This is a genomic window from Polaribacter sp. AHE13PA, assembly GCF_019278505.1.
Lineage (GTDB): Bacteria > Bacteroidota > Bacteroidia > Flavobacteriales > Flavobacteriaceae > Polaribacter.
Genome location: NZ_CP058985.1, coordinates 1,595,001 through 1,620,854, shown reverse-complemented (window position 1 = coordinate 1,620,854; position 25,854 = coordinate 1,595,001). Strand labels below are relative to the sequence as shown.

The window sequence follows — 25,854 nt, the reverse complement described above, 5'->3', positions numbered from 1 at the left end:
TATTTAATTTAAATCTAATTAATTTAACTTATTGGTAGTTAGTGTTTTATTTTTTTTTGTTATGTTTAGATTAACAATTAGTTAAGTAAATGTTTATTCTGAAGTTGTTTATTAAAACTATAATTATAGATGCTTCGTATATTCATTTATAACTAAAATAGGAACAAAACCTATTTTAAGTACTCTTATTTAGAACTTTAAAAGAGTCTGATTTTTTTATTAGAGATGAATTTTAAGATATTACTTTTTGTTGTATTAGTGTTCTTGTAAGTGTTTAAAAAGCTTAATAACAAGTGTTTTTTATTGTCTAAAATTTTTAATTTATGATTTAACGGAATGATAATATATACTTGTTAGTAGTTGCGGTTAAATGCTTTTTTTTTGTAAAATATAAAGATGATAACAATTAAACTTATGGGTAAGAAGCAAGACTACAATAAGGCCTACAATGAGTATTGGTATCAATTATTTGGGTATGCGAATAATATTTTACGTTCTAGTGAAGATGCAGAAGATGTTACGCAAGAAGTTTTTTTAGATTTATGGAATCGCTTAGACAATTTATCAATAGAACATTATAAAGCCTATTTATTTAAAGCTGTTAAATTTCAATGTGCAAAAAGACTTCGTAATAAACCTTTTACAGAAGTTTTGTTAGAAAAAATGGAAGCTATTTTAAATTTTGATGATACAGCAGAAAGTGAAAAAATAGAAGAAAATAAAGTATTACTGATAAAAAAAATAGATGTTTTAGCCGACGACTTGTTGCCCGAAAGATGTCTTCAGATTTTTAAACTTCGGTTTAAAGAGAGTTTAAGTTACAAAGAAATTGCTTCTGTATTAAATATTTCTACAAGTACAGTTGATAACCAAATAAGCAAAGCCTTAAAAATTTTACGAGAGTCAGGAGTTTATAATTCAGAAATGATGTTACTTCAATTTGTGTTAATAGGCATTGTATCTGCACAATGTTAATTAAGTGTTATCTAGGTTAACAAAACTTTAATTTCAAATAAAAACATAGGGGACATTTAAAATCTCGGTACTTAACAGTAGAGGAATCTATTTTCCAATATATAAGTACACTATGACAGAACAGAGTTTTAAAATTATTTTAAAAAAATACGAAGAAGGAACCGCTACGCAAAAAGAAATTGAAAGTGTAGAATCTTTTTTCGATGAAATGCAAAAAGGCGGAAAAAATCCTGCGGATTTTAAATACAATCTTTCCCTTAAAAACAAAATTTACAAAAGAATAGAGAAAAATAAAAAGCCAAAAATAATTTGGCGTTGGGCAATTGCAGCTTCTATTGTTTTTCTATTAGGTTTTAACTTTTATTCTGTAAGTAACAATAAAGGAATTTTATTTTTCGGAAATCAGAATAAAACAGCACAAGTTTTAAAAGTAACTCATTTAAACGAGCAGGTAAAAGTTTATTTACCAGATGGTTCTTTAGTTGTTTTAAATGGGGATAGTTCTATAGAATATCCTAAAAATTTTAATGATACAATTAGGTTAGTAAAGCTAAAAGGGGAAGCTTTTTTTGATGTAACTAAAAACCCAAAGAAACCATTTGTTATTGAATCTGGTAAAATTACAACCAAAGTTTTAGGTACTTCTTTTAATATAAGAGAAACAAAAAATACTACAGAAGTAGTAGTTAATGCAGGTTTGGTAAACGTAACATCTAAACAAGAATCTGTATTTATCAAACCTAACCAAAAAGTAATTTATAAAAAGAATACAAATAGACTTTATAAGAAAGAGGTAAATGCAGAAGTAACAAACCTTTGGAGGAAAGAAGAAGTGGTTTTAGAAAAAATAAAAATTGAAGAGTTAGTAGTAGAGCTTCAAAAGTTATATAAAATTCCATTTGTTTTTAAAACAGATAACCTTAAAGAGGAGTACTTCTATTCATTAAAATTATCTAAAAATGAAACATTAGATAATTTATTAGAGCGTATCAATTTTATCAACGAAGTAAAACTAATCAAAAATAATAATATGGTTGAAATAGTGAAAAAATAGAGATAATAATTAAATAAAAATCATAAGAATTACATTAAAACAAAGTAAAAACTAAGACTTAATTAAATGAGGAAAAATCACAGTAAAACAGTACAAGTATTACTATTTGTATGTTTTTTTAGTACGATTCAGATGTTTGGAGCATCTAAAAATATGAATACAATAAATTTAACTCTAAATGAAAAAGGAGCTACACTAGTAAAAATTTTAAACAAAATAGCTAATGTAACTCATTATAATATTACTTATGGCGATTTTATTGCCAAGAATAACAATCAATACAGTGCTGTTTATAAAAATAAATCATTGACTTTAATTTTAGAAGACTTAGGTAAACGTGCTCAGTTTGATTTTAAAGTAAATGGAGATGAAATTTTAATTGGTAAAATAAAAGAACCTAAACAACCACTACAAAAAGTGGTAATTACGGGAAATATTGTAGATGAAATGGGAGAACCTTTACCTGGAGCTACTATTCTCGAAAAAGGAACAAATAATGGAGTTACAACAGATTTTAATGGGCTATTTTCATTAAAAGTTTCTACTAATAATGCTGTAATTGTAGTTTCATATTTAGGTTTTGTAACACAAGAAGTTCCGTTAAACGGAAAAAAAGAAATTTCTGTTCGTTTAATAATGGATTCATCTAGTTTAGATGAGGTTGTAATTGTAGGATATGGAAGTGTTAAAAAAAGTGATTTAACAGGTTCTGTTTCTTCTATCGACTCAGAAGATTTGGTTGCTTTTCCAGTAATGGATGCAACACAAGCATTACAAGGAAGAGCTGCAGGTGTAACGGTACAATCTACAAACGGTGCGCCAGGTTCTGATTATAGCATTCAAATTAGAGGAAATACTTCTATAAATGCGGGTAATGATCCTTTAATTGTTGTGGATGGTTTTATTGGTGGAGTTATGCCTCCGGCGGAAGACATAGAAGCGATGGAAATTCTTAAAGATGCTTCTTCTACAGCAATTTATGGTGCAAGAGGTGCAAACGGAGTGGTAATAATAAGTACAAGAAGAGGAGCAAAGGGAAAAACACAATTTAGTTTTTCTTCTTCTTACTCAACGCATGAAGAGATCAATCGTTTAGATTTATTAAACGCAGATCAGTTTACAACTTTTATTAAAGAATTAGACCCTAGCTTTGTGTCCGAATTTACAGGAGAAGGAGTAGATTGGCAAGACAAAATATATAGAACCGGCGGAGTTCAAAATTATCAACTATCTGCTTCTGGAGGAACTGAAAAAGTAAACTATTATTTATCGGGTTCTATTTTTGATCAAAAAGGAATTGTAGAAAATTCAGATTTTAATAGATACTCTATAACCTCTAATTTAGACTTAAAGGTATCAGAATCTGTAAAATTAGGTTCAAGTATTTTTGTTCGTAGAACTAATAAAAACGGAGTTAAAAGTCAAGAAGGAGGAGATGCAGCACAAACAGGTGTAATTTCTGGAGCTTATAAATTTTCGCCAACACAAGGAGTTACAGATGAAAATGGAGACAATTCTTTAAGTATTATTGGTTATCCTATTGATAATCCGTATGCTTTAGCAAAAGAGTATAAAAATGAGACAATTACAGATTTGTTTCAGGGAAATGTATATGCAGAAGTTGGACTTTTTAAAGATTTAAAATTTAAATCGACTTTAGGTGTTAGTATCAATCAATCTAGAACCGGACGTTATTACCCAACAACTTTAGATAGGGGGAATAGTGTAGGTGGTGAAGCTACTTTTAGCACAAAAAAGAGTACAAGTTTTATCAACGAAAATTATTTAACTTACAATAAAACTATCAGTAAAAAGCATGATTTTTCTATTATGGCTGGTTATTCTTTACAAAAAGATAGATCAGAATCATCTAATATAATTGCTTCTGGTTTTATTTCGGATTCTTTTTCTTTTTGGAATTTAGGAGGAGGAACAAACCCTGCTTCTGTAGATTCAGAATTATCAGAAACTGCTTTTGAAGCTTTCTTTGGTAGAATTAATTATACTTTAGACAATAAATATTTATTTACGTTTACTGGGCGTCAAGAAGGAGCTTCTGTATTTGCAGCAAATAATAAGTATGGTTTTTTTCCATCAGCAGCTTTTGGTTGGAAAATTTCTGAAGAACAATTTTTATCAGAATCAAACGTCATCAACTTATTAAAACTACGTATGAGTTATGGTCAAGTTGGTAACCAGGCAATTAGTCCTTATCAATCTTTAGCATCATTTACAGATGTTTTTTCTACAGTACAAGGTAGTACAGTTACAGCTATAAGACCGTCTACAATCTCTAATAACGATTTAACTTGGGAAACCACTACACAAACTAATATTGGGTTAGATCTTCAGGTTTTAAGAAATCGATTTGGTGTTACTTTAGATTATTATAATATGAGGACCAATGATCTTTTATTTGATGTACCAACACCCAATTATACAGGTTTTTTAACGCAGTTACAAAACATTGGTACCGTAGAAAATAAAGGATTTGAATTTGCTGTAAATGCAACTATTCTACAAGGAGATTTAAAATGGAAAACGTACGCTAACATTTCATTCAATAAAAACAAAATAATAAAACTAGTTGATAATGATACTGATGGGAATGATATATTTTATTCATCATCACCGTTGTCTGGAGCAGGAACTACACAGTTATTAAGAGAAGGTTTATCTGTTGGTCAATTTTGGGGATATCTTTATGATGGTGTTGTACAAACTACAGATGATGTACTTGTTGGTGGAGAAGAAATTGGAGGTGAAAAGTTTAAAGACCTTAACGGAGATGGCGCTTTAACAGATGATGATAGAGCCGTTATTGGAGATCCACATCCAGATTTTAGTTGGGGTTGGAATAATGATTTTAGTTATAAAAACTTCAGTCTTAATGTATTTGTCGAAGGTTCTAAAGGTGGAGAAATATTAAATTATACTTTAATGGAATTAGGTGCTTTAAACGGTAGAACAAATGTTACTACAGAAGCACTTAATCGTTGGTCGCCTACAAATACAGATACAGATATTCCAGAAGCAAGAGTTAGTAGAAGCTTTGTTACTTCAGACAGATGGGTAGATGATGCAAGTTATATTAGAGTAAAAAATATTTCTTTAGGATATAATTTCTCAGAAGCATTGTTATCTAAAATTAATCTGTCTTCTGCTAGATTATATTTAAGTGGACAAAATTTATTTACAATTACAGATTATAAAGGGATAGATCCAGAAGTATCTTATAGTAATTCTAGTAGTAATATAGGATTAGATTATGGTAGTTACCCAAGCGTTAAATCTTACACTTTAGGGTTAAACATAGAATTTTAGTATTTAATAAAAATTTGAAATTATAATTATGAATAATATAATAAAATTATCTGCCTTAGCTGTTTTAACTTTTATGGTTAGTTGTGTAGATTTAGATGAAACACCAGAAGGCTCTTTAACTCCTGAAGGATTTTTTAATACAGTAGAAGATGTATACCCAATGATAGATGGTACATATGGCTTAATGGCTTCTTCTAGTTATTACGGAGCCGGACTTACAGTTCCGTTACAATTAATGAGTGACATGGTAGATAACGGATATGAATTTGGTGATTATGCCGAGTTTAGTCCATTTTTAGTAACGCCAACAAACTCTTATGTAAACGATGTTTGGGCATCTTCATATCAAACAATTGCAACAGCCAATACAGCAATAAAAGGAATTGGTCTTTTAAATGATACAAATGAAGAAGAGAAAATTCTAGCAGAAGGAGAAGCAAGGTTTGTTCGTGCATTTTTGTATTATCATTTGGTAAGACTTTATGGTAACATTCCTTATATCGATAATCCAGATATTGCAGATCCTTTAAGTATAAAACAAGCTACTAAAGAAGAAGTGTATGCTAAAATTATAGAAGATATGACGTTTGCTTTTAATCATTTAGAGATGACTTCTAGAGGAAGTGTAAAATCTAGACCGTCTAAAGGTACAGCTGCTACTTATTTATCGTCTATATATTTGACGCTAGGTAATTGGGAGAAATCTTATGAAAATGCGAAATGGGTAATTGATAATGCTGGTCAATTAAACTATGCTTTACAAGATGATTATCAAAATATATTTAGAAATAGTGAACAGTGGGTTTCTACAGAAGATATTTTTACAATAGATTTTACGAATAATCAAACTGGGCAAAATCCTAATCCGGTTACTTATGAAAACGATAATAAAGTTGGGCCATTTAATGGAGTAGAAGGTGGAGTGAAACCTATAAGAGGATGGAGTATGTTAGTACCTCACATTAATGTTTATAATAATTGGGATGTTAGAGATTACAGATTAAAAGTAAGTTTAGCAGATTCTCTAATCTTAGATGATGGTACCGATGTTGTAAAACCTTATACTGATTTTGAAATAGCAAGACCACATATTGCAAAGTTTAATAGATTTCCAGGAGAAGGGAGAACTACTGCAGGATGGAGATCTGATTTAGATTTTGTTGCTTTTAGATATGCAGAAGTTTTATTGATTGCTACAGAATCTGCTAACGAATTAGGTTTAACTACCGAAGCTGTTGGATATTTAAATCAAATTAGAAAACGTGCAAGAAATGCAGGTGCTATTAATTTTGAAGGAAGTGGCTATGGTGTTTATATGGCTTCAAGCTATCCAGAAGATGTTGATGCTAGTATCAATAAAGAAAATTTAAGAACAACCATTATAGAAGAAAGACGTGTAGAGCTTGCTTTTGAATTTAAAAGATGGTACGATATTGTTCGTTTAGATTTAGGAAACGAAGTTTTTAATATTGATGGATTAGAACCTCAATCTAATTTTAATGAGTTTAGATACTTGTTACCAATTCCTCAAGATGAAATGAATAAAAATGAAAATTTTGTGCAAAATTCTGGGTATTAAAAACCATAAAAAGATTTAATATAATATCACCTCTCTTTAAAGTTATTTTAGGTAGAGGTATATTATATTTCTAAAATAAGGTTTGTTCTCTATTATTTTTGATTGAATAATATGAAGTTGATACGATAATTTCAGAAGAAAAAGGATCTTGAAGTTTTGTTTTTTTAATAAATAAAGCAGCATAAAATTAGTTTTTATGCTGCCTTATTCTTCTTAGAATAAAATTGGGGGACTAAAATTGTTAATTGTTAATATCCTGGGTTCTGATCTGCAATTGTTAATTCTGAGTTTTTATCTATTTCTGTAATAGGAATAGGGAATAGGTCGTTTTTAGAAGTGTAGCCTGTGCCAGACAATTCTGTTGCTGCTTTTCCCCATCTCACTAAGTCCCAAAAACGCTGACCTTCATGTGCTAATTCTAAGAATTTTTCATTGACAATAGCATCAAATAAATCGGTACCACTAGTGTTGCTATTAATATTACTTAAACCAGCTCTATTTCTAACTTTATCTAATTCTGTTCTTGCTTTAGAGTCTTGCCCGTCTTTATTATATGCTTCAGCAGCTAATAATAAAACTTCTGCATATCTAAATAACCTAAAATTAGTGCTGTAATTTAATTCTTTAATACCGTCTTCACTTGTGTCTTCAGATTTTGTTGCGTATTTTATTCTTATAGCTCCTTCATAATCCCAAATTACTCCTCCTGTAGCTAGTGAAGCATTTACACTTCCGCCTGCATCAATTAATTCAGCTTCTGTCATAATAGTTGCTGCTTTTCTGTCTGTGTCTCCTGCATCTTCAAAAGCATTTATTAATTTTTCTGACGGTAAGTTAAATCCCCATCCATTAATAAGGTCTGTACCTGTAAGATCAAAGATTCCGTCTCCTCTTGGTCCCATTAATTGAATGTGTAGATTACTTTCATTTCTACCTCCCCAAGCAAAGTTACCCCAATCTCTTGCAGTTGTAGAAATATATCCTATTTCGAATAATGATTCTTTTCCAAATTCATGATTAATGCTCCAAACATCTGCGGGGTTTGCTTCTAAATCGATAGCAGGATTATTAATTACAGATTCAAAATATGGAATTGATTCGCTATACTTTTCTTGAAAAACGAGCACTTTACCCATTAATGCTTCTGCAGTTTCTTTAGTTGCTCTAAAACTATCTGACGTTCCTTTTCCGGGTAAATCAGCAATAGCAGCTGTTAAATCTAGTTCAATTTGGGTGTATATGTCTGCTCTTGATGATTTTACGATTCCAAAATCTTCAGCTTTTTCTGGTACTGTTAATCTTAAAGGAACTTCACCAAACATGGTTGTCAATTCAAAATAACACCAAGCTCTCATAAACTTAGCTTCAGCTAAAGCTCTGTCTTTGTTACTTAAATCACTATCTGCAATGTTGTTTATGACTAGGTTTGATAATGAGATAGTTCTGTAAAAAAGATCCCAAATACTAGTTATCGAAGCATTAGAAGAAGATACATCTACATAATCATCTATAGCTTGCAGTTGAGATTGATCGTCTGCATTACCTCCAGCAGCATTTGCATCGTCTCCAGGAAGTAGTTTTACTAAAAAGACACTACTCCAGTCTACAGCGTAATTAAATTGCATTAAATCATAGATGCCTATAACAGCAGATTCTACATTTTCCTCTTCAAGAAAAAAGGTGTCTAAATCATCAACATTTATTCTTGGGTTTTCTGTAAATTCTTCGCTACAAGATATAATCCCTAGAAAAAGAACTCCAATAATTGTTAAAATTGTTTTTTTCATAATATGTATGTGTTTTTATTAAAAGTCTAAAGAGAGTCCGAATACTACTTTTGCTGCCGTAGGGTAAAAACCTCTATCTACACCAATAGAATTATAGTTGAAATTTCCAATTTCTGGATCTAAGCCTTTGTAACCTGTAAAGGTGAAAAAGTCATCTAAAGAAACGTAAAACCTTAAGTTGTTAATATGCATTCTTTCAATAGTGTTTTCTGGCAAAGAATATCCAAATTGAATTTGTTTAATTCTCATAAAAGAGCCATCTTCTACCATTAAATCTGTGTCATATGAGGCAATTACATTTGCGGCTCCTGGGTAGGAAGCTACGTCACCTGGTTGTGTCCATCTTTCATTAAAGAAATGTACTGGTTTGTTGGTAATTGGTCTAGACGGTTGATGATACGTTGAAATAATATCATTACCCAATGTTCCTTGAAATTGTAGGTTAAAATCAAACGCTTTATACGCTAAACTGATGTTTCCTCCAAATAGAACATCTGGATGCGGTGATCCTATATTTGTTTTATCAGCATTTGTAATACTTCCATTTTTATTGGTGTCTACTTTTATAACTTCACCAGTTGCAGTATCAATTCCATTCGTTTCGTATCCATAGAAATACCATGAAGGCTGCCCTTCTGTAAACCTTGTAATTCCGTCTGGGTTTTGAGGAGCACCTGCACCTGCAAGAGAAGTCCCTTCTGGTACAAATAGAATCTCTGTTACTTTGTTTTGTAGAGTAGATAAATTTGCATTAATATTGTAGCTAAGTCCACTTTGTGTAGTATCTCCATAGCCTAACTCAAATTCGAAACCTTTATTTTCTATGGTACCAGAATTAAATTCATTAGAAAGAAACCCTGCCGAACCAGGTGTAATTAAAGAACCGTCGTTAATAATAGCATCTCTAGTTGTTTTCTTGTAATAATCTGCGGCGAAAGTTAGCTTGTTATCTAGCGCTCTTAAATCTACTCCCAAATCTAACTGTTCTGAAGTTTCCCACACTAAGTTAAGGTTTGAGTATCCTGTAATTTGAGCACCTATATTTCCTAAATAATCAATATTTTGTCCGTTAATTATTGAGGTAATATATGTTTTATCTGAGTTACCATTTAAGTTACTTCTACTTCCATTTTGCCCCCAACTTGCTCTTAACTTTAAATAATCTATTTTAGATTCTCTATTCCAGAAATCTTCATTTGAAGCTACCCAACCTGCGGAAAATGCAGGAAAAGTACCCGCTTTATTTGCTATTGGAAATTTATCTGATTTATCTCTTCTAATAGAAGCTTCAAATAAATACTTTCCTAAATAATCATAAGAAAGTCTACCGAATATAGATACCATATTATCTGGAGATGGATCTATTTGATTTACTTGAGTGTTAAATTCTGGTAAGTCAAAATTAAAGCCAATAAAATCTACAATAGAAGCAGATCCACTTCTAGAAGTTGGTGTTGTTACTCTTGTTTCTTCTGCAGAATACCCTGCTAATAAAACAAAATTATGATTTCCCAAGGCTTTCTCATAAGAAGCAAAATTTTCCCATAACCATCTTTTAGATTCAACAACGTTTTGAGAACCAGAATACGTTGTGTTAGAGGCTTCTGAAGAAACATAATATGGATTGATCATATTCCTTGTGTCCCATTGATTTTTGTCATATCCTAATCTTGTTGTAAAAGAAAAGCCTTCAAAAGGTTTAAATTTTAAATAAGCAGAGGTTAAAAATTGATAAGCATCTACAGTAGTTTTGTTAATGTTATTTGCATAGGCAACAGGATTTACAACCTCTCCAGTAGAGTAACTTGGGTATCCATAAACGTTACCATTTGCATCTTTTAATACCGGAACACCATTTGTGTTAGAACGGTCTATAACAGATTGAGGTACGGAACCGTTAGCATAAGTGACAGGTGTTAGTGGATCTAAAATTAGCATATTTTGAATTACACCTCTAGTGTCACTATTTTCTTGAATCCCACTCTTATCTGAAGATGAATAGGTAGAGTTAACACCTACTTCTAACCATTTAGCAACATCACCTTTTAAGTTTACTCTAAAAGTAGATCTTTTAAAAGAAGAGTTTCCATTGCCAACAATACCATCTTGATCTAAATGAGAGGCAGAAGTAAAATAAGAAAATTTTTCTGTGGCTCCAGATAGGTTAATGTCATTTCTGTGCATAAGGGCAGGAGAGAAGGTTTCTTCAATCCAATCTGTATCATATCCATTGTCTGTTACACTTGTTAATCCAGCTTCATTCATGTACTGAACAAATTGTGAAGCATTCATTAACTCCATATCTGTTTTTAAAAATTGAACACCTATTTGAGAATTAAAAGACACTTGTAACCCTCCTTTTCGTCCTCTTTTAGTTGTTATTATAACCACACCGTTAGCACCCTCTGTACCATATATAGCAGCAGAAGCAGCATCTTTTAGTATTTCGATATTTGCAATATCTGATGGAGCAATATCTGCAATAGATGAAGCTTTCATACCATCTACTATAAATAAAGGCTCTGAATTACCACTAGAACCCGCACCACGAATTCTTATTTTTGCTCCAGAACCTGGTGAACCAGAAGAAGACGATACCGTAACACCAGATGTTCTACCTTGTAATACAGACTCTACTCTTTGATTAGAAGAACTTTTAATTTGTTTAGAATCGATACTAGAAATTGCTCCAGTAACTAAACTTTTTTTCTTACTACCATACCCAACAACTACAATTTCGTCTAAAGACTCTAGGTTGTCTTGTAAAATTACATCTATTTTTGTACTGGTTCCAACAAGAATTGTTTGAGAATTCATCCCTAAATAAGAAAAAACTAACTCATTGTCTGGAGAAACATCGGCTATTGAGTAATTTCCCTCAAAATCTGCATTTGTACCTTTAATAGTTCCCTTAATTACAACTGATACTCCTGGTAAAGTGTTTCCTGCGGAATCCGTTACCTGACCAGTAATTGTCTTGCTTTGCGAAAAAACATTCTGCATACATAACATTAGGCATGCAATAATCGTGACTTTAAATTTTATCATCATTCATATTAATTGGTTAATTAAAATACTTGTTTTGATAAACAATGTAGCAACTAAAAAATAGTGTTATAAATTAAGTAATACTACCAATAGTAATAACATAATAATTACTAATAGTACCTCGTAAAATATTTTATTTTTAAACTTTTTCTGTTCCATAAACATTGTCGTACTCTTCAAATTTATAAGAACAAATCAATATTTTGTACCACAAAAAAAACAGCTTTTAAAACAATTGTAGCTATTTAACCTTTATTTAACACGTATGCTACATTTAATTCATTTGACGCAACAATTGTTTTATAGCACTATTTTATTGAGAAATAAAGTACACTTAAAAATGATCTTTTTAAAGATGTAAAGTGTTTTAATAGTGTTAATTAGTTTCTTTTTTAATTTCTATTTCAGAAGGTAAGATACCAAAGTGAGCCTTAAAGCATTTAGAAAAATAAGAGGGAGAAGAAAAGCCAACACTAAAACAAGCTTCACTAATATTACCTCTACCAGAGTCTAAAATTTGTTTGGCTCTTTCTAATCTTATTTTTCTAATAAACTCATTTACAGTCTGACCTGTTATAGCTTTTATTTTTCGGTATAATTGACTCCTGCTTAGTTTTAATTGTGATGCCAACTCCTCTACACTTAAGTTAGAATCTGAAATATTGTTATTTATATATTCTAATAGTTTTTGTATAAATTCTTTATCAATTGAGTTAGAGTTTATTTTTTCATCAGCACCACTTATTGCTCCAAAAAATTTATCGAAAATTAATTGTCTACTTGTTATTAATTGTGACAAACGAAGTTTTAATAATTTTAAATCGAATGGTTTTATCATGTAAGCATCAGCACCATTTTCTATACCTTCAATTCTATTCTCTATGGTTGTTCTTGCAGTTAACATCATTACAGGAATATGGCTTGTAGAGGCATCTGTTTTTATTGTTTTACAAAATTCAAACCCATCCATTTCTGGCATTACAACATCTGTAATAATTGCGTCTGGTAAGGTTTCTTTTGCCATTTTAACGCCTTCTTTACCATTACCAGCAACAAAAACCTTGTATTCTTTACTTAATTCTACTTTTAAATAATCTAGTAATTCTATATTATCTTCAACAATTAAAATGGTCTTAGTTTTAGTTAGTTTAGATGCTTCTGTAGTTGGAATTTCTGTGTCTTCTGGGGTAATTAATAAGAATTGTTCTTTTATATTTACTTTCTTCTCATTTTCATATATAATTTGATCTTTTGTATAATGAGCATTACCAGTTGGTAATAGTATTTTGAATGTGGTGCCAGAACCTACTTTACTTTCTACATTGATATCTCCTTTATGGAGGTACACAAAACTCTTTACTACTTCTAAACCAATTCCGGTTCCACCGATATAGGTTTTGTTTTGATCTTCTACTTGATAAAAGCGTTCAAATATTTTTTCAACTTCTTGTTCGTTTAATCCTGTTCCGGTATCAGAAATTACTATTTCTATTACTTCCACCGGTTGCTTTTTATCAATTAAAGGTAAAAGGTATCGTTTGTGATTAGAAAATAAATCAATATTTATAGCACCTCCTTTTGGAGTTGCCTTTATGGCATTAGATAAGAGGTTGAATATGATTTTTTCTAACATCTTTTCATCAGCCCAAACACTTAAATCTGGTACATCAGAATCTACACTCAATAAAATGTTTTTATTGGTTGTTTCTTCTTGAAAATAGTTCGCAATGTTTTTAGAAAACTCAATTAAATTAATTTTAGAGGCTCTAATTTTCATCTTATTATGCTCTAATTTTCTAATATCCATTAACTCATTTATCAATCTGTAAAGTCTGTTTGTGTTTTTGTAAATGATTGCATGTTTATTTTTAACACTTTGTGGTAGGTCTAATTCTTTGTTACTAATAATATCTTTAATAGGGTTTATAATTAGTGTTAACGGTGTTCTAAATTCATGAGAAATATTTGTGAAAAATTGAAGTTTCTTTTGATTCAATTCGTCATTTTGAGTTTGTGCTAAACGTTCATTTTTTAATATTTCTTTTTCTTTTATTCTTTGTTGAGTTAAGCTGTTTAGTAAATAAATGCATAATAAAAACAGTATAATATAACCTAATATTGCCCAATTGGTTTTCCACCAAGGTGGAAGAATGGTAATATTTAATTCTAATGGAATGTTACTCCAAACACCGTCATTATTAGAGGCTTTGAGTTTAAAAATATAATCTCCATGATCTAAATTTGTATAGGTCGCATTTCGTTTATGTCCAACGTAATTCCAAGTATTTTCATAACCTTCTAAATAATAAGCATAATTATTTTTTTCTGGTCTTGTATAGTTCAAGCCAGTATATTCAATGGTAAATACAGATTGCGTATGTGAAAGTTGAATGTTTTTTGTTTCTGAAATAACTTTTTCTAATGGAGAGTTTTCAGTAAGAGGAATTACTTTCTCATTAAACAATTTAAAATCTGTAAAATGTAGAGAAGGCAAGCTAGCATTTGTGGCTATTTCTTTTGGATTAAAATAATCTAACCCCTTAAAATTACCAAAATACAAAATACCTTTTTCATCTTTTAAAACTGCTCCAAAATTAAAATCATTAGAAAGTAAACCGTCATTTGATGTATAATTAGTGAAATTTTCTTCTTCTATGTCAATTTTTGTAAGACCAGAATTACCGCTAACCCAAATATTTTTATCATTATCTTCTATGATTGCAGCGATATTCTCTTCCTCAAAACCTTTAGATTTATTATACCATGTATAGGTGTCTTCTTTTTTATTGTACCTACAAAGTCCTGCTCCTCTTGTTCCAATCCAAATTTCATTTTTAGAAGATTCATAAATACTTAAAATATGACTGACGTCAGATAAGTGCCCATACTCTTTTTGCATTCTAGTTTTTAGAGAAACAACATTAAAGGTGTTATTTTCTAATCTTGTTATTCTAAACAGACCATCGGGAGTTCCTACCCAAATAACATCTTCTGAATCTACAAAAACTACCATAAGTTTATTGCATAAAGATTTATGAGCTACAAATTCTTCAGAATTAAATTTTGTAAAGGTGTTTGTAGTAGGGGTGTAGGAGTGTAGTCCTTCAAAAAAAGTAGCAATCCAAATGGTACCTTTAGAATCCTCCGAAAAACTTCTTACCGTATTTGCTTTAAAGTTTTTTACAGCATTATGTTTACTGAAATTTATGAATTTTTTAGATCCATTTTTTAAAAGATAAATACCACTATCCCAACTTCCTGCCCATAAATTATTTTTAGAATCTAAAAACAAACTCACAATGTAATTAGAATTAAGTCCCGAATAAACAGTGTTATTTTCTTTATTGATATGAGTTATTTTAGCGTTTATAGGGTTGTAAATATCAATACCACCGCCATCTGTGGAGATCCATAAATTACCAGTTTTGTCTTTTACAACACTTGAAACAGAGGGTATTGTTAACGAATTATTTTTATTAGGTAAGCTTTTTATATCTTTAAATTTATCATAGAGTTTATCGCTAACGGCAACACCACTGTTAAAGTAACCCATCCAAATTCTATCATTCTTATCTATAAAAAGTTCCCAAATAGAGTTATGTAAAATACTGTTTTCTTCTGTTTTATTTGAAACATAATTTTTAATAATATCGCCATTCTCTTCTAAATGAAAAAGACCATCATTCTCTGTTCCAATCATCAATGTACTATCTGATAATTGAATTATTTTCATGATTTTTTTCGATGTAATATCAAATTTATTTAAACGTATTATATTGTTATTTCTATCATTAGTAAGGTCACATTTGTAGATACCATTTTCTCTTTCAAAGCCAATCCATAAATTATCTTTTGCATCTATATACAGGTTAGAAATTGAGTGATTTATAGATTTTTCATCACCTGCAAAAACTCTAGTATTAATTAGTTTATTATGTATAAAATCAATTTCTTTTAAACCAAGGTTTGTACCTACAAAAGTTTTGCCTTGCTTTGTGTGTTTTATACTAGTAATTGATAAATCTGGAGACTTTTTATTTAAAATTCTTTCTGTTAAAAGTGTATTAATGTCTAATTTGTAAAGACCTTTTCTGTCTGTTCCTACTAACAAATTACCTGCAGCATCTTCTTCTAAGGCTAATACATTTTCTTTATAGTTAAGATTAGTGTTTAATTGTACTTTTTTAAAATGATCTAAATCTCTATCATATAAATTTAATCCATTTTCTGTTCCGCACCAAAGTCTATTTTTACTGTCTAAAAAAAGACATTGTACTAAGTTATTGCTTAAAGAATGAGTGTTTTCAAAATCAAATTTATAAGGAGTATAGTCTATACCATCAAATTTATATAAACCAGTTCCAGTAGTACCAATCCAAATAAACCCTTGGTTGTCTTGTACAATAGATGAGACGCCCACTTTAGGTATGCCTTCCTTAATATTTACAAACTGAAATTCTTTATAAGATTTTTGTGCATAGTTAATTATGGAAGACAAAAATAGTATTAAAACCAAGAGTTTTTTCATAAACTAATAATTTAATAGTTACTGTAATATTACATTTTTAAACCTAATTATTTCAAGTTGATTTTTTATTTATTTGGAGGATGTTTTAATAAAAATCCGTTTTTTTTTATCTAAATAATAGGTAGTTAGATAATCTATTTTTGGAATGTTATTATTTAATTATAAATGTAATCAACTTTTAACATGAAACTAGGGGAAGCTTTACAAATTAGTTCTAAAGATAGCTTTAGTTAATAAATTTAAGTGCAACAAATTAAACATCTAATGAAAGAGATGTTGCTTCCTAGTTTAGAATTAAATATAATGGAGTGATTCACAGGGATTAAAAGTACTACTCTTGTTGTATAAATCTTTTATAAAAGAGAAAAACAATAATACTTATTTATAAGTATTATTGTTTTTCTCTTTGCCTTATTTAAATTTTAAATAGGGATACCGTAATTATCATTTAATTAAAGCGTTGTGAAATTTTAAAAAACAAATTAAATAAAGAATATTGTTTTAAAAAAGAGATTTAAGCAAACTTTATAGATTTAGAAGGCTGAATTTTAGTAATTATATATGATGGAATAATCAGCATTAAAAAAGACATAATTAACGTGCCAATATTTAGTAATAAAATAGCTTTTAGAGAAATGTAAACAGGCATTGTAGTTACATAATAGGTCTCCGGATTTAATGTAATTAGCTCAAAGTAATATTGTATAAAAAGGATAGATAAACCAATAATGTTTCCCCAGAAAAGCCCTTTTAAAATAAGGTAAGAGGCGTTGTATAAAAATATTTTACGGATGCTTGTATTTGTGCTTCCTAAGGCTTTTAAAATACCAATCATTTGTACGCGTTCTAAAATTAAAACGAGTAGGGCAGTAATCATATTTATGCCTGCAACTAAGATCATAATGGCAATAATAAACCATACATTATTATCAAAAAGTTCTATCCATTCAAATACAGCTGGGTAACTGTCTAAAATAGTTTTACTGTTTAAAGTTGCACCAATATTACTGTAAATTTCTTCTCCTTTTTCTTCAATTTTATCAAAACTATCTAAAATAATTTCAAAGCCTCCAACCTCATTTTCTGTCCATTTATTTAGATTTTGGACTTCTCTGATGTCACCAATCATCATGTTTTTATCAAATTCAGCAAAACCAGAATTATAGATTCCTACTATGGTGTATTTTCTGTTTGATGGTAGCTTACTAGTAGAGGTTTTTATAAAAGTAGCTAAAACAGTATCGTTTAATTTTAGTTGTAAACGATTCATTATTGTTTGAGACAATAAAACTTCTTTGGTTCTATCTTGATTAAAGTTTGGGGTTCTACCTTCAACTAAATACTCTGTAAAAAAAGTCCAATCGTAATCTGTAGAAACTCCTTTAAAAATAATGCCTTCAAATTCTGTTTCTGTTCTTAAAATTCCAGCTTTATTAGCAAAAACTTGAATGTTTTTAATTCCATCTACATCTTTAAACTTCGGATAAAAATCTTGGTTTTTATCAATAGGCACTGTTGAAACATCAGAATTATTAGCATCGTAATTAATAATTTGAACATGGCCTTTAAAACCAGCCATTTTATCACGAATTTTATATTGCAATCCAGCACCAGTTGCAACAGAAATGAGCATAATAATAATCCCCAATGCAATTGCTGTGATTGCAATTTTTATTATTGGAGATGATATGCTATTTTTATACTTTTTACCGGCAATAATGCGTTTTGCAATAAATAACTCGTAATTCAAATTGATGATAGATTTTAAACCTTTCAAAAGTACATATTTATTCTTATTTCTAATGCTGAATTTTCAGCTGATTTGTTATGCTCAAATTACATCAATTAAAAGTACAGGTTTAAAAGTAGGGAGTAACAGAGAACAAGAAACTGTTAAAGTAGGTGCAGAAAGCACCCATTTGTATCTCAGTTTATTAAAAGGTAAAAATGTAGCAATTGTTGCAAACCAAACTTCTGTATTGTCTGTTATTCAGAGAGCGGAAGTAGCGCCTAATGTTATGGGGTCTAAAAAAGTTACGCATCATTTGGTAGATTATTTACATAACTATAATGGAATAAATGTAAAAAAAGTTTTTGCACCAGAACACGGTTTTAGAGGGAAAGCAGATGCTGGCGAGGTTGTAAAAGACGGATTTGACACCAAAACAGGTTTACCAATTATATCGCTTTACGGTAAAAATAAAAAACCGTCAGCAGCACAATTAAAAGGAATTGACGTTGTAGTTTTTGATATTCAAGATGTAGGTGCTCGTTTTTACACCTATATTTCTTCTTTACATTATGTAATGGAAGCTTGCGCAGAACAAAGAATCCAAGTGATTTTGTTAGACAGACCAAACCCGAATGCATATTATATAGATGGTCCTGTTTTAGAACTAGAGCATACATCTTTTGTGGGAATGCATAAAGTTCCTGTAGTTTATGGAATGACTATTGGCGAATATGGAAAAATGATAAATGGTGAAAAATGGCTTAAAAACGGAATTAAGTGTGATTTAACAGTAATACCTGTAGATAATTACAATCATCAAACGGAGTATAGTTTACCGATAAAACCGTCACCAAATTTACCAAATGATAAAAGTATAAATCTCTATGCTAGTTTGTGCTTTTTCGAAGGAACGAATGTTTCTGCAGGAAGAGGAACAGAAATGCAGTTCCAAATTTATGGTTCTCCGTATTTAGCAAAAAGCGATTTTACTTTTACTCCACAAGCAAATGAAGGCGCTAAATATCCAAAATATAAAAACACATTATGTTATGGAGAAAATTTACAAGAAGCAGAAAAACTTAATAAATTAGACTTGTCTTTTTTATTAGAGGCTTACAAACAGAATTCTTCTAATGAGTTTTTTAATAATTTCTTTACAAAACTAGCAGGTACCAAAAAGCTGCAACAACAAATAGAAAAAGGGATCTCTGAAACTGACATCAGAAAAACTTGGGAGAAAGATTTAGATGCATTTAAAGAAGTTCGAAGTAAGTACTTGATTTATCAGTAAAAAAAAGAACTTTAAAAGTTATAAAATAGTTTAAAATAAAAAAGCTCGTAAGAAATTACGAGCTTTTTTAATGGTATTAAAAGAAACCTATATGTTAAGGTTGTAAGTTAATCCAACAGAAAAGTTAGTCGATTTACCGATATTACGACCGTCAATTACGCTACTAAAACCTACGCTAGCTCCTAATTCTGGAATAATGTTTTTATAAATAGTTGCACCTAATCTTGTGTATTCTACTTTAGTTTCAGGGAAATTTCCTCCAAAAGTAGCATCACTAATATCGACACCATCAGTTGAAGCTAAATAATCTAACCAACCTTCTACATAAATAAAAGAACTTGCATATCCTATTTTAGTTGTTGCATAATAAGCATTTGGTACATCAAAATCAGCTCCACCAGAAGTATTATCTGCATCTCCTTTAAATTGGTAAGAATTTAAAAAAGTAGCAAAAAGACCATCATTATTTTGTAAATGTAAACCAGCAGTTAGGTTCGTAGAAAATGTATTATTACCAAGAGATAAAATTCCGTTTGCTTCATAACCTGTAGGAATATCAACACTTAAACCCGTTATAACATCTAAATTTAATTTATCAAAATCAAAAGTATACGCATTATATTTTAATCCAACAGAAATATCCTGAAAACCATCTTGTTTACTAGTTCCGTTAAAAGGATCTGCAATACCATTTCCTTCTGCAGAAATGTAAGGTGCATTTAAAACAACAGATAATTTGTTTGTAATACCGTATTTTGCGTATAAACTGTATATGTTTTGATCAATTTCATTATGTGCAGGCACTGCATCCATTTTAGTTTTTCCTGCATAAAATTTTTCATAATTACTAGAGGTATAAGAAGCTGTTACAGATAAATCACCTTTTTTTGGAGTAAAACCATCTAACAATCCTTGTGCATTAGTTTGTGCTGTTAAAGCTAGTCCAAAAACCAATCCTAATACTATTTTACTTGTTTTCATTTTATGTTTTTTAATAGTTAGGTTTCTTTGTCGAATGCTAATTATTTACATTACAAGATGATTTTTTTCTTTTCTGAAATAGAAAAATAGAAAAGAAAATATTTTTTATTTCTACCTCTTTTTGAGTGTGTTATCAATTTTTTTTTTAAAAGTTTTTTTTTGATTTTTTATTTGAAATAGGTTTTAGAGATTTATCATTATAAAATTTGTAATTTTGAAAACTAGAAATAAGCTACTTAAAATAATTCTAGTAAAGCATGTACAAATCTATTGTAAGACCGATTTTCTTTTTATTCGATCCAGAAAAAATTCATTACTTCACTTTTTCTTTAGTCAAAAACCTTTGTAAAATTCCTTTTGTTTCTTCTGTATTCAGAAGTTTATATGTGGTTGATGACAAACGATTAGAAAAAACGTTATTCGGATTAACCTTTAAGAATCCAGTAGGTTTGGCAGCAGGTTTCGATAAAAATGCAGTTTTGTATAGTGAATTGGCAAATTTTGGTTTCGGATTTATAGAAATAGGAACCGTGACACCAAAAGGACAAGTTGGTAATCCTAAAAAAAGGTTGTTTAGATTAAAAGACGATCAAGGAATTATAAATAGAATGGGGTTTAATAATGACGGAATGGAAGCTGCCATTAAAAACCTAAAAAAGAATAAAGGACAAGTTATTATTGGTGGAAACATTGGTAAAAATACAGCAACAACTCCAGAAAATTATACGCAAGATTATTGCGAGGTTTTTACAGAATTGCATCCATATGTAGATTATTTTGTATTAAATGTAAGCTGTCCAAATGTAGGTAGCCATGCAAAACTAAATGATAAAGACTATTTATTAGAATTAATTTCTGCTTGTCAGAATCTTAATAATAAAGAAAAAGTACAAAAACCAATTTTATTAAAAATTGCTCCGGATCTAAATAATATCCAGTTAGATGAAATTATTGAATTGGTGCATGAAACAAAAATTGATGGTGTAATTGCTTCAAATACTTCTACAAATAGAGAAAATCTAAAAGCTTCAAAAGAACGTTTATCAGAAATAGGAAATGGTGGTGTTAGTGGTCAACCCGTTAAAAACCAAAGTACAGCTGTAATTAAATACTTAGCAGATACCTCAAAAAAAGCTTTTCCTATAATCGGAGTAGGAGGTATTCACTCAGAAAAAGATGCGTTAGAAAAACTAAATGCAGGTGCAGATTTAGTACAAGTTTACACAGGTTTTATTTACGAAGGACCAAGTTTGGTAAAACGAATTAATAAAGCAATTCTAAAACAATCTTAAAGTCTAACTAAAAGTTTAATAAAGCAATTTACTTACCTAAAAGAACTTAATTGTTATGGTAGAAACTTTGATTTCTTTTGCCTTTGCAACAGCTATTTTAGCAATTTCTCCAGGTCCAGACAATATTTTTGTACTAACACAGAGTATTGTAAACGGAACAAAATATGGTATCGCTACAGTTTTAGGCTTAATGTCTGGTTGTTTGGTGCACACTACATTAGTTGCTTTCGGAGTATCTGCAATCATCAAAGAAAATGAAAGTCTCTTCTTTATCATTAAATTATTAGGAGCAAGTTATCTGCTCTTTTTAGCGTACAAAGTCTATAAAAGTGATGCTGAAATAGTCTTGTCCAATACCAATATTCAAAAAGAGTCTACATTTAAACTATTCAAAAAGGGGTTTATAATGAATGTATTAAACCCTAAGGTTGCTTTATTCTTTTTAGCATTTTTTCCTCAGTTTTTGTTTTCTAAAACGATGTCAAGCGTTGTTCAGTTTTATACTTTAGGCGCTCTTTTTATTGTGGTGTCTTTTTTAGTATTTACAATCATAGCAATTTTAGCAGGCAGTATTTCTAGCTATTTAAAAGAACACGCTAAAGTAGGAGTGTATCTAAAATGGGGACAAATAATTGTATTTACTTTCATTGCATTTATGATTTTGTTATAAGAATAATTAAATACATATATTCAAAAGGACAAATATTCTCTTTTGGGTGTTCCCTTTTTTAGTTAATACTATATAAGTTTCGTTTTTATTTAATGACCAACATCAATTTAAAGAAGATCTAGAAAAAAAAGGTCGGGCTTTTCACTATATCTTTTTGTATGCTTATTTCTGCTATCGCATTAATAAACATATAAAAAGGATGCCGTTTCAATCCCTAACACGAGTATGTACCAGCTTAAGTTTTATTTCGAAAAGACTACTTTATATATAGAAATTTATCGATAAGTAAATAAAACCAATTTTTAAGGATCTCAATATACTGTCAGTTCGAGCGCAGTCGAGAGCTATTAGATTCTTAAAATAAGTTCAGACTTCGTTTAACCGAAGATTTTACGTGTTTTTAAACGATGATTTATTCGAATTATTCAAAAACTATTTATAAGTGAGAGAACAAAACTATGTTGCTATGTGCTTAAAAAGAATATTTCTAGACTCATTTTAAGAATTACAATCTTATATAATAGACTAATATTTCTATTTTAGAAGAAGTATTAAGAATAAAAAGTTATAAATAGATTAGATGAATAGTATCTATAGAGGTTAAATACAGGATTATTATAATAATGGAGCTTTTTTTTAGAATAAAAACCCGTAACTAAGAAGAAGAATTAAAAGAATGTAATAATAAATACACGATATTTTCAAAATTCAACCCAGAACTCTTTGGTGTTTTAGGTGAAGTTTAGATTAAAATATGGGATTTTCTAAGAAAAACCCTCAATGTTCATATCGGTCAAAAAATACCCTCAAAAAAACTTTCTTCATAAACAGTTAAAAACAAGTGTCTTAAAACGCATTGTAAAATTAAATTAAAATAAAGGTAAAAAAATAGTTGTTAGATTAAAAATGAGTTGTAAGTTTGCACCCGCTAACAGTAATATTACACAGTTAGCAACGTTCATTGAGGAGTTGTAAGTAAGGTGATTATTAGTATTTTAATTAGATAAAATGTCAAAATTTTATTAAAAATAAAATAACAATTTCCTTAGGTTTATAATTAAAAAGAGTTGTATGTTTGCAGTCCGAAATTTTCGGCAAAAACGTTCAGGAGTTTTTTAGTTTTAGAGCAAGCAAAAAGAAATTAAAAAAAAAGTTTAATTTTTTATTGTCAGATTAGAAATAGTTTGTATGTTTGCAGCCGCTAAGAAATACAGCGAAAACGATCAAAGAAAATTTGGAATGACTCTTAAAAGAGTCAGTTAGTTCGAGTCTAACATTTCTACAAAGTTTTATTTAGGGAGTAGCTTTTAAGTTGCTTTTTAAGATTAAAGCAAAGTTCATTGAAAATATTGAAATTGACAGCGTAATTAAAGAGTAGAATAACCATGTTTAGATTTATTTAAACAAATTCTTTTGAAACTTATTCATTAAAATATTTAAAATATACAATGAAGAGTTTGATCCTGGCTCAGGATGAACGCTAGCGGCAGGCTTAACACATGCAAGTCGAGGGGTAACATTGTGCTTGCACAGATGACGACCGGCGCACGGGTGCGTAACGCGTATAGAACCTACCTTTTACTGGAGAATAGCCTTTAGAAATGAAGATTAATGCTCCATGGTATTGAGTTTTGGCATCAAGACTTAATTAAAGATTTATTGGTAAAAGATGGCTATGCGTCCTATTAGTTAGATGGTAAGGTAACGGCTTACCATGACTTTGATAGGTAGGGGTCCTGAGAGGGAGATCCCCCACACTGGTACTGAGACACGGACCAGACTCCTACGGGAGGCAGCAGTGAGGAATATTGGGCAATGGAGGCAACTCTGACCCAGCCATGCCGCGTGAAGGATGACTGCCCTATGGGTTGTAAACTTCTTTTATACAGGAAGAAACACTGGTATGTATACCAGCTTGACGGTACTGTAAGAATAAGGACCGGCTAACTCCGTGCCAGCAGCCGCGGTAATACGGAGGGTCCGAGCGTTATCCGGAATCATTGGGTTTAAAGGGTCCGCAGGCGGTCGATTAAGTCAGAGGTGAAATCCCATAGCTCAACTATGGAACTGCCTTTGATACTGGTTGACTTGAGTCATATGGAAGTAGATAGAATGTGTAGTGTAGCGGTGAAATGCATAGATATTACACAGAATACCGATTGCGAAGGCAGTCTACTACGTATGTACTGACGCTGAGGGACGAAAGCGTGGGGAGCGAACAGGATTAGATACCCTGGTAGTCCACGCCGTAAACGATGGATACTAGTTGTTGGGCATTAGCTCAGTGACTAAGCGAAAGTGATAAGTATCCCACCTGGGGAGTACGGTCGCAAGACTGAAACTCAAAGGAATTGACGGGGGCCCGCACAAGCGGTGGAGCATGTGGTTTAATTCGATGATACGCGAGGAACCTTACCAGGGCTTAAATGTAGTCTGACAGCTTTAGAGATAGAGTTTTCTTCGGACAGATTACAAGGTGCTGCATGGTTGTCGTCAGCTCGTGCCGTGAGGTGTCAGGTTAAGTCCTATAACGAGCGCAACCCCTGTCGTTAGTTGCCATCAAGTAAAGTTGGGGACTCTAACGAGACTGCCTACGCAAGTAGTGAGGAAGGTGGGGATGACGTCAAATCATCACGGCCCTTACGTCCTGGGCCACACACGTGCTACAATGGTATGGACAATGAGCAGCCATCTGGCAACAGAGAGCGAATCTATAAACCATATCACAGTTCGGATCGGAGTCTGCAACTCGACTCCGTGAAGCTGGAATCGCTAGTAATCGGATATCAGCCATGATCCGGTGAATACGTTCCCGGGCCTTGTACACACCGCCCGTCAAGCCATGGAAGCTGGGAGTGCCTGAAGTCGGTCACCGCAAGGAGCCGCCTAGGGTAAAACTGGTAACTAGGGCTAAGTCGTAACAAGGTAGCCGTACCGGAAGGTGCGGCTGGAACACCTCCTTTCTAGAGAAAGATGGTGAGTTACAAAAAAAGGTCATTTTTACTCTTTGCTGTTAATTTTATAATATAAGTATTTTAAGCTATTATAGTCTCGTAGCTCAGCTGGTTAGAGCGCTACACTGATAATGTAGAGGTCGGCAGTTCGAGTCTGCCCGGGACTACAAATAACTAAATACTAAGGAAATTCTGGAAGTAAGAGGATTCTACATTCATAATTTAGGATTTATTCTGAATTTCATAATGGGGGATTAGCTCAGCTGGCTAGAGCGCTTGCCTTGCACGCAAGAGGTCATCGGTTCGACTCCGATATTCTCCACAACGGTCAATTTCAAGTAAATAGACCACAAGTTCATTGACATATTGGTAAAATGATATCGTAAGAATCAAATAGATAGAGAACGATTAGAGCAATCTAATCAAAAATTTTTTTATAAAAATATAAAAGAGTTCATTATAGTATGGAAACATACTGTAGCAAAAAGTACAATAAGTTAAGTAAGGGCGTATGGCGGATGCCTAGGCTCTCAGAGACGACGAAGGACGTGATAAGCTGCGAAAAGCTACGGGGAGGGGCACATACCTTTTGATCCGTAGATATCCGAATGGGGCAACCCGGCATGTTGAAGACATGTC

12 protein-coding genes, 2 tRNA genes and 2 rRNA genes (1 of these 16 cut by a window edge) are annotated in these 25,854 nt (G+C 31.1%); 11 read left to right on the top strand and 5 right to left on the bottom strand.

All coding sequences use genetic code 11. The features are described 5' to 3' along the window. The first annotated feature begins 396 nt into the window (after positions 1–396). The 4 genes from H0I28_RS07075 to H0I28_RS07060 all read left to right on the top strand — a co-directional run bounded on the left by H0I28_RS07075 (position 397) and on the right by H0I28_RS07060 (position 6,932). Positions 397–975 (top strand): RNA polymerase sigma factor, encoded by a 579-nt coding sequence (locus H0I28_RS07075; protein WP_218730841.1) that lies wholly within the window; start codon positions 397–399, stop codon positions 973–975. 112 nt (positions 976–1,087) lie between these two features. Next, complete coding sequence (locus H0I28_RS07070) at positions 1,088–2,029, top strand: FecR family protein (protein WP_218761159.1); 942 nt, start codon at positions 1,088–1,090, stop codon at positions 2,027–2,029. A 153-nt stretch (positions 2,030–2,182) separates the two neighbouring features. Continuing rightward, a complete protein-coding gene (locus H0I28_RS07065; RefSeq protein ID WP_218761157.1) occupies positions 2,183–5,353 on the top strand; it encodes a TonB-dependent receptor in 3,171 nt (1,056 codons plus the stop codon). Between the two features lie 28 nt (positions 5,354–5,381). After that, on the top strand, positions 5,382–6,932 hold the full coding sequence (locus tag H0I28_RS07060; RefSeq protein ID WP_218761156.1) for a RagB/SusD family nutrient uptake outer membrane protein: 1,551 nt from the start codon (positions 5,382–5,384) through the stop codon (positions 6,930–6,932). Between the two features lie 248 nt (positions 6,933–7,180). Here the strand turns inward: H0I28_RS07060 and H0I28_RS07055 are convergent, their stop codons facing one another. The 4 genes from H0I28_RS07055 to H0I28_RS07040 all read right to left on the bottom strand — a co-directional run bounded on the left by H0I28_RS07055 (position 7,181) and on the right by H0I28_RS07040 (position 18,045). Further along, positions 7,181–8,719, bottom strand: a complete 1,539-nt coding sequence (locus H0I28_RS07055; RefSeq protein WP_218761155.1) for a RagB/SusD family nutrient uptake outer membrane protein — start codon at positions 8,717–8,719, stop codon at positions 7,181–7,183. Positions 8,720–8,737: 18 nt separating this feature from the next. Continuing rightward, on the bottom strand, positions 8,738–11,722 hold the full coding sequence (locus H0I28_RS07050; RefSeq protein WP_254712852.1) for a SusC/RagA family TonB-linked outer membrane protein: 2,985 nt from the start codon (positions 11,720–11,722) through the stop codon (positions 8,738–8,740). Positions 11,723–12,143: 421 nt separating this feature from the next. Next, positions 12,144–16,295, bottom strand: a complete 4,152-nt coding sequence (locus H0I28_RS07045) for a hybrid sensor histidine kinase/response regulator transcription factor (protein ID WP_218761153.1) — start codon at positions 16,293–16,295, stop codon at positions 12,144–12,146. A gap of 514 nt (positions 16,296–16,809) precedes the next feature. After that, positions 16,810–18,045, bottom strand: a complete 1,236-nt coding sequence (locus H0I28_RS07040; RefSeq protein ID WP_218761649.1) for an ABC transporter permease — start codon at positions 18,043–18,045, stop codon at positions 16,810–16,812. A 4-nt stretch (positions 18,046–18,049) separates the two neighbouring features. Between H0I28_RS07040 and H0I28_RS07035 the strand changes: the two genes are divergently transcribed. Continuing rightward, on the top strand, positions 18,050–19,318 hold the full coding sequence (locus H0I28_RS07035) for an exo-beta-N-acetylmuramidase NamZ domain-containing protein (protein WP_218761152.1): 1,269 nt from the start codon (positions 18,050–18,052) through the stop codon (positions 19,316–19,318). Positions 19,319–19,405: 87 nt separating this feature from the next. Here the strand turns inward: H0I28_RS07035 and H0I28_RS07030 are convergent, their stop codons facing one another. After that, positions 19,406–20,299 (bottom strand): transporter, encoded by an 894-nt coding sequence (locus H0I28_RS07030; protein ID WP_218730833.1) that lies wholly within the window; start codon positions 20,297–20,299, stop codon positions 19,406–19,408. Positions 20,300–20,556: 257 nt separating this feature from the next. Here H0I28_RS07030 and H0I28_RS07025 point away from each other — a divergent pair, with 257 nt between their 5' ends. The 6 genes from H0I28_RS07025 to H0I28_RS07000 form a co-directional block, all read left to right on the top strand. After that, positions 20,557–21,591, top strand: a complete 1,035-nt coding sequence (locus H0I28_RS07025) for a quinone-dependent dihydroorotate dehydrogenase (protein WP_218761151.1) — start codon at positions 20,557–20,559, stop codon at positions 21,589–21,591. A gap of 55 nt (positions 21,592–21,646) precedes the next feature. Further along, positions 21,647–22,261 carry a LysE family translocator gene (locus tag H0I28_RS07020; protein ID WP_218761150.1) on the top strand — a complete coding sequence of 205 codons (615 nt, stop codon included), beginning with the start codon at positions 21,647–21,649 and terminating at the stop codon, positions 22,259–22,261. 1,445 nt (positions 22,262–23,706) lie between these two features. Continuing rightward, a 16S ribosomal RNA gene (locus H0I28_RS07015) occupies positions 23,707–25,224 on the top strand. Positions 25,225–25,308: 84 nt separating this feature from the next. Then, a tRNA-Ile gene (locus H0I28_RS07010) sits at positions 25,309–25,382 on the top strand. An 81-nt stretch (positions 25,383–25,463) separates the two neighbouring features. After that, a tRNA-Ala gene (locus H0I28_RS07005) sits at positions 25,464–25,537 on the top strand. Positions 25,538–25,705: 168 nt separating this feature from the next. After that, positions 25,706–25,854: ribosomal RNA gene (locus H0I28_RS07000) — 23S ribosomal RNA — on the top strand; it runs 2,736 nt beyond the window's last position. The 16S and 23S rRNA genes sit together here with 2 tRNA genes alongside, the layout of an rRNA operon.

What these genes read in the sequence shown, in the direction of transcription:
- H0I28_RS07075 (WP_218730841.1), top strand. Translation starts at nt 397, where the DNA reads ATGATAACAATTAAACTTATGGGTAAGAAGCAAGACTACAATAAGGCC.
- H0I28_RS07070 (WP_218761159.1), top strand. Translation starts at nt 1,088, where the DNA reads ATGACAGAACAGAGTTTTAAAATTATTTTAAAAAAATACGAAGAAGGA.
- H0I28_RS07065 (WP_218761157.1), top strand. Translation starts at nt 2,183, where the DNA reads ATGAATACAATAAATTTAACTCTAAATGAAAAAGGAGCTACACTAGTA.
- H0I28_RS07060 (WP_218761156.1), top strand. Translation starts at nt 5,382, where the DNA reads ATGAATAATATAATAAAATTATCTGCCTTAGCTGTTTTAACTTTTATG.
- H0I28_RS07055 (WP_218761155.1), bottom strand. Translation starts at nt 8,719, where the DNA reads ATGAAAAAAACAATTTTAACAATTATTGGAGTTCTTTTTCTAGGGATT.
- H0I28_RS07050 (WP_254712852.1), bottom strand. Translation starts at nt 11,722, where the DNA reads ATGCAGAATGTTTTTTCGCAAAGCAAGACAATTACTGGTCAGGTAACG.
- H0I28_RS07045 (WP_218761153.1), bottom strand. Translation starts at nt 16,295, where the DNA reads ATGAAAAAACTCTTGGTTTTAATACTATTTTTGTCTTCCATAATTAAC.
- H0I28_RS07035 (WP_218761152.1), top strand. Translation starts at nt 18,050, where the DNA reads ATGATAGATTTTAAACCTTTCAAAAGTACATATTTATTCTTATTTCTA.
- H0I28_RS07030 (WP_218730833.1), bottom strand. Translation starts at nt 20,299, where the DNA reads ATGAAAACAAGTAAAATAGTATTAGGATTGGTTTTTGGACTAGCTTTA.
- H0I28_RS07025 (WP_218761151.1), top strand. Translation starts at nt 20,557, where the DNA reads ATGTACAAATCTATTGTAAGACCGATTTTCTTTTTATTCGATCCAGAA.
- H0I28_RS07020 (WP_218761150.1), top strand. Translation starts at nt 21,647, where the DNA reads ATGGTAGAAACTTTGATTTCTTTTGCCTTTGCAACAGCTATTTTAGCA.